Below are 4,402 nucleotides of genomic sequence, written 5' to 3' on the forward strand. Positions count from 1 at the left end.
GCAGGCCCCCGGTAGTGCACCGACGCTATCGGTACCCGACGGGGTGGTCGCTCACACGTGTGAGCGCCGCCATGAGCGGGAAGCCACCGAGGTGCACCACACGGGGAGGCGCACGGTGACCGACCAACTCGCCGACCGGCACTGGCGGGCGGAGTTCCCCGCCGAGCCGGCAAGGCTCTCGGCCCTTCGACAGCGCGTCGACCGGTGGCTCACCGGTCTCGGCGTCGAGCAGGACGACCGCTACGACCTGCTGATGGCCGTCAACGAGGCCGTCAGCAACTCCATCGAGCACGCCTACCCGCCGGGCTCGCCCGGCAGCGTGCGCGTCGAGGCGACCGCCGAGCCGGGCGGTCGCGTCAGGGTGGTCGTCGCCGACGACGGGCGCTGGCGCGTCCCGCCGCCGGGTCTGTCGTCCAGGGGGCGCGGCCTGCTGCTCATGCGCGAGAGCGTGGACGAGGTGCTGCTGGACCGGTCGCCCGGCGGCACCACCGTCGTGCTCGTGCTCTCCGGCAGGCACGCCCCCGGAACCACCCGCCTCGCGGTCAGCGCCCACCAGGAGGTGGTGGTGCGCGAGCGCGCGGGGTGGGTGGAGGTCGTGGTCAGGGGCGACGTGCCCGTCCGCGCAGGCCCCGCCGTGCGGCGCGCGATCCTCACCGCGGCGCGCGGCGGCGCCGTTCCGGTGGTGGTGGACCTGCGCGAGCTGGGGGACCGGGCGGACGGGTTGGTGCGCAGCCTGCGCGCGGTCGCCTCGGCCGCGGCCGACGCGGGGACGCGCGTGGTGGGGCGGGCGCCCGAGGGCGGCCCCGCCCACCGGGCGCTCGTCGCCTCCGGGGTCGACCAGGTCGTGGACCTGGTCGAGCACGCTAGCCCCGGTCACCGCCCAGCGCCTCGGCCACCGACGGGTGAACGCTGAACACCTCGCCCAGACCGGTCGCGGCCAGCGGGCGGAGCACGGCGCGCTCCACCGCGACGACCCGGAACGCGGCCTGCTCGCGCGTGCTGCGCTGAGCGGCCTCCACGAGCACCGCGAGACCGGCCGACCCGAGGAAGCCGACGCCGCCGAGGTCGAGCACGAGGGTGCCGCCGGTGGTGATCCGCTCGACCACCTCCGAGCGCAGCCGGGGCGCGGTCAGCATGTCGACCTCACCGGTGACCCTGACCACGGTGACGCCGTCGGCGACCCGCTCCGCGCTGATGTCGATGTGCTCGGCGGGCCCCGCCTCGACGGCGCCCGCCCCGCTTCCGTCCGTGGTCACGACTTCGGGATCGTGAACCGACACGAGGGTCTCCTCTTCAACTGCCACCGCTTGTGGGGTGGGGAGCCCGTCAACGGGGTGCTTGTCCTGGCGCAGCGCAGGTCAACGCCCAGCCGGAGCTCCCCGGCACGGCTGTTGGCTCAACCGCTGCACCGCTCACCGTACGGAGCGCGGTCTGGCACCACAAGCCGCGCCCCGGCCCCACCAAGATCATCTTTTCTGAAGTGCCGGTGCTGTGGGCGGCCGGACCGCCGCGCCGAACGGTTGATCATCGCCGGGGTGGGTACGCCTTCGGTGAGCCGGTCGTGCAGCTCGGCGACCGCTCGGACCCGATGGGCGCGCAGGGCGCGCGAAGCGGACGTGTTCCGCACCACAATTCCCCCAGAAGGCGTCCGCCGATCACGGGCGGACGGCGCACCGGACGGAGGTCTGCACACCATGAGCACCACGACGGAAGCCGAGATCGGGCACGCGAAGCGCAGGGCGGCGCTGCCCACCGCGCCGTGCAGCGTCGTGTGGAGCAAGGGCCACGCGTACGTGCTCGAGGGTTTCCGGGCCCGCTGGGTCGGCGTCGACGACCGGGGTCGCCCGCAGGCGCTGACGGGCGCCGAGCTCCAGCGGCGGGGCTGGAGCCGCACCAGGTAGGGCGACGGCGCGAGGTGGGCCGGGGGCGCTCGGCGTCCCGCCCACCTCAACGCCCCCGACCGGAAGTCCCGGCTGGAGGCCCCCGACCCTCGAAGTGATCTTGAACGGCGGGGGTTTCCCACGACCCGCGCCGGGGAAGAACACCCCCTGTGAACAGCGGCACCCGGAACGCGCAGCGCGTCCGCCGAGCGCGAGCCCACCGGGCTCCCCGGCGCACGCCGCCGTGTCCGGCCGCCGCCTCCCGGCCCCGTCCGCCCGGCGCCCGGCCGGACGCCAGGCCGAACGGCCGCCCGCGCCCGACCGGGCCCCGCGCCCGCGCCGCGCGCCCGAACCCCCACCCCTACACCGGTGAGCCCCGCCACTGGCGTGCGCCTAGCATTCGTGCCGTGTCCACGCCGCCCGCAGCCGAACCGGCCCCCCAGGACCGGTACCTCACCATCCCCAACGCGCTCAGCGTCCTGCGGCTGCTCGGCGTGCCCGTGTTCCTCTACCTGCTGCTCGGCCCGCGCGCCGACGGCTGGGCGCTGGCGCTGCTGATCGCCGCGGGCGTCTCCGACTGGCTCGACGGCAAGATCGCGCGCTGGCTGGACCAGACCAGCAAGCTCGGCGTGCTGCTCGACCCGGCGGCCGACCGCCTCTACATCGTCGCCACGATGATCGCGTTCGTCGTGCGCGACATCCTGCCCCTGTGGGTGGTGCTGGTCCTGGTGGGCCGCGAGCTGGTGGTCGGCGCGTGCCTGCCGGTGCTGCGCCGCCTGGGCTACCGGGCCGCGTTCACGATCACCTACCTCGGCAAGGCCGCCACGTTCATCCTGCTCTACGCGTTCCCCATGCTCCTGGTCGCCCAGGGCGGCTCGACGTTCGCGCAGGTCATCAGGCCCTTCGCCTACGCCATGATGATCTGGGGAGCCGTCCTCTACCTGTGGTCCGGGGCCCTGTACGCGTACCAGCTCGTCCTCGCGTCCCGCGCGCAACGGCCGGGGGTCGTCTCAGCCTGAGCAGGACGTGGGAAGATCCGGAAGCGAAGATCCACCGTCATTGAAGGAGCGCACCGCGGTGATTCCCGAGGAGCTCAAGTACACCGAGGAACATGAGTGGGTGCAGCGCACAGGTGAGACCACCGTGCGCCTGGGCATCACCGACTTCGCCCAAGCCCAGCTCGGCGACGTCGTGTTCGTCCAGCTCCCGGAGCTCGGCGAGAAGGTCTCCGCAGGCCAGACGCTGGGCGAGGTGGAGTCGACCAAGAGCGTGTCGGACATCTACGCGCCGCTCGCGGGCGAGGTCACCGCGCGCAACGACTCACTGGACCAGCAGCCCGACCTCATCAACGAGGACCCCTACGGCGAGGGCTGGATGGTGGAGCTCCGCCTCGACGACACCGACGCGTTCGAGGGCCTCCTCGACGCCGCCGCATACCAGGAGCTGGTCCAGGAGTGACGTCGATCTTCCGCAAACTCTTCGGTCGCCGGGGGAGCCGATCCTCGGACGCAGGTTCGGGCACGATAGGTTCTAACGAACTCGACGGATCCAGCAGCAGGAGGAGAGCTCAGGTGAGCACGAACGACGGGCCAGGCGTTCCGCCCGAGCAGTCCCCGGAGCGGACCTCCGTTTTCCGGGCCGACTTCCTCGCCGAGGTCGAAGGCGCGCCCGCGAGCGAGCCCGCGGTGGCGGGCGTCGACGCCCTGCCGGCCGGGTCCGCCCTGCTGGTGGTCAAGCGGGGGCCCAACGCGGGCTCGCGCTTCCTGCTGGACAGGGACACGACCAGCGCAGGCCGACACACCGACAGCGACATCTTCCTCGACGACGTCACCGTGTCCCGCAGGCACGCGGAGTTCCGCCGCGAGGGCGGCGAGTTCGTGGTGATCGACGTGGGCAGCCTCAACGGCACCTACGTCAACCGCGAGCCCGTCGACCAGGCGGTCCTCGCGAACGGCGACGAGGTCCAGATCGGCAAGTTCCGCCTGGTCTTCCTGACCGGCCCCGGCGCGGGCGGCCAGGGGTAGCGCGGTGAGGCCGCGCCCGGCCGGGGAGGCAGCGTGACGTCGGCCGGGCGGCCCCAGCGCGGGGGGATGGGGATCGGGGCTGTGCTCTCGCAGCTCCGGGCCGAGTTCCCCGGCGTGACGATCTCCAAGATCCGCTTCCTGGAAGCGGAAGGGCTGGTCCGCCCGGCGCGCACCGCGTCGGGCTACCGCCGGTTCAGCGCTTCGGACGTCGAGCGGCTGAGGTACGTGCTCACCGCGCAGCGCGACCACTACCTGCCGCTCAAGGTCATCCGCGAGCAGCTGGACGCGGCCGACGACGGCCTCTCGGGTCCCGCTCCGGTGGGGCCCGTTCCGCTCTCGGCGGAACGCGACGTGGATCACGGCCGGGGCGAGCAGCAGCCCGCGGGCCGCCCGTGGTCCACGACGCGGCGCCAGGGCGGCGAGCACGGCGCGCGGTCCGGTGACGAGGTCCCGGCCGCCCGCGAGGCCGAGCACCCCCTGCCGACCGGTTCCGCGCCG

Annotated in this window: 7 protein-coding genes; 6 read left to right on the forward strand and 1 reads right to left on the reverse strand. The window is 73.7% G+C overall.

Features of this window, described 5'->3' with window-relative positions; all coding sequences use genetic code 11:
* Positions 1-115 precede the first annotated feature (115 nt).
* A complete protein-coding gene (locus ACTUAL_RS05795; RefSeq protein ID WP_440899516.1) occupies positions 116-913 on the forward strand; it encodes an ATP-binding protein in 798 nt (265 codons plus the stop codon).
* Here ACTUAL_RS05795 and ACTUAL_RS05800 read toward each other — a convergent pair.
* Positions 864-1,256, reverse strand: a complete 393-nt coding sequence (locus tag ACTUAL_RS05800) for an STAS domain-containing protein (protein ID WP_440899517.1) — start codon at positions 1,254-1,256, stop codon at positions 864-866. The two genes, ACTUAL_RS05795 and ACTUAL_RS05800, sit on opposite strands and share 50 nt — an antisense overlap.
* A gap of 438 nt (positions 1,257-1,694) precedes the next feature.
* On the opposite strand from ACTUAL_RS05800, the gene ACTUAL_RS05805 reads away from it, so the two are divergent.
* From ACTUAL_RS05805 to ftsR, 5 genes are all read left to right on the forward strand, one after another.
* Entirely contained in the window at positions 1,695-1,901 is a 207-nt protein-coding gene (locus ACTUAL_RS05805; RefSeq protein WP_096496214.1) for a hypothetical protein, read from the forward strand.
* A gap of 386 nt (positions 1,902-2,287) precedes the next feature.
* Complete coding sequence (locus ACTUAL_RS05810; RefSeq protein ID WP_096496213.1) at positions 2,288-2,899, forward strand: CDP-alcohol phosphatidyltransferase family protein; 612 nt, start codon at positions 2,288-2,290, stop codon at positions 2,897-2,899.
* Positions 2,900-2,957: 58 nt separating this feature from the next.
* The gene (gcvH, locus tag ACTUAL_RS05815; protein WP_015804061.1) at positions 2,958-3,338 is read left to right on the forward strand and encodes a glycine cleavage system protein GcvH; all 381 of its coding nucleotides are present in this window, start codon (positions 2,958-2,960) and stop codon (positions 3,336-3,338) included.
* 113 nt (positions 3,339-3,451) lie between these two features.
* Positions 3,452-3,904 (forward strand): glycogen accumulation regulator GarA, encoded by a 453-nt coding sequence (gene garA / locus ACTUAL_RS05820; protein ID WP_440899518.1) that lies wholly within the window; start codon positions 3,452-3,454, stop codon positions 3,902-3,904.
* A 33-nt stretch (positions 3,905-3,937) separates the two neighbouring features.
* Positions 3,938-4,402 (forward strand): transcriptional regulator FtsR (gene ftsR / locus ACTUAL_RS05825; RefSeq protein ID WP_440899519.1); only part of this gene is annotated, 465 nt, incomplete at its 3' end.

Source organism: Actinosynnema sp., assembly GCF_052038725.1.

Coding starts and splice junctions, on each gene's coding strand:
- ACTUAL_RS05805 (WP_096496214.1), top strand. CDS start 1,695: ATGAGCACCACGACGGAAGCCGAGATCGGGCACGCGAAGCGCAGGGCG.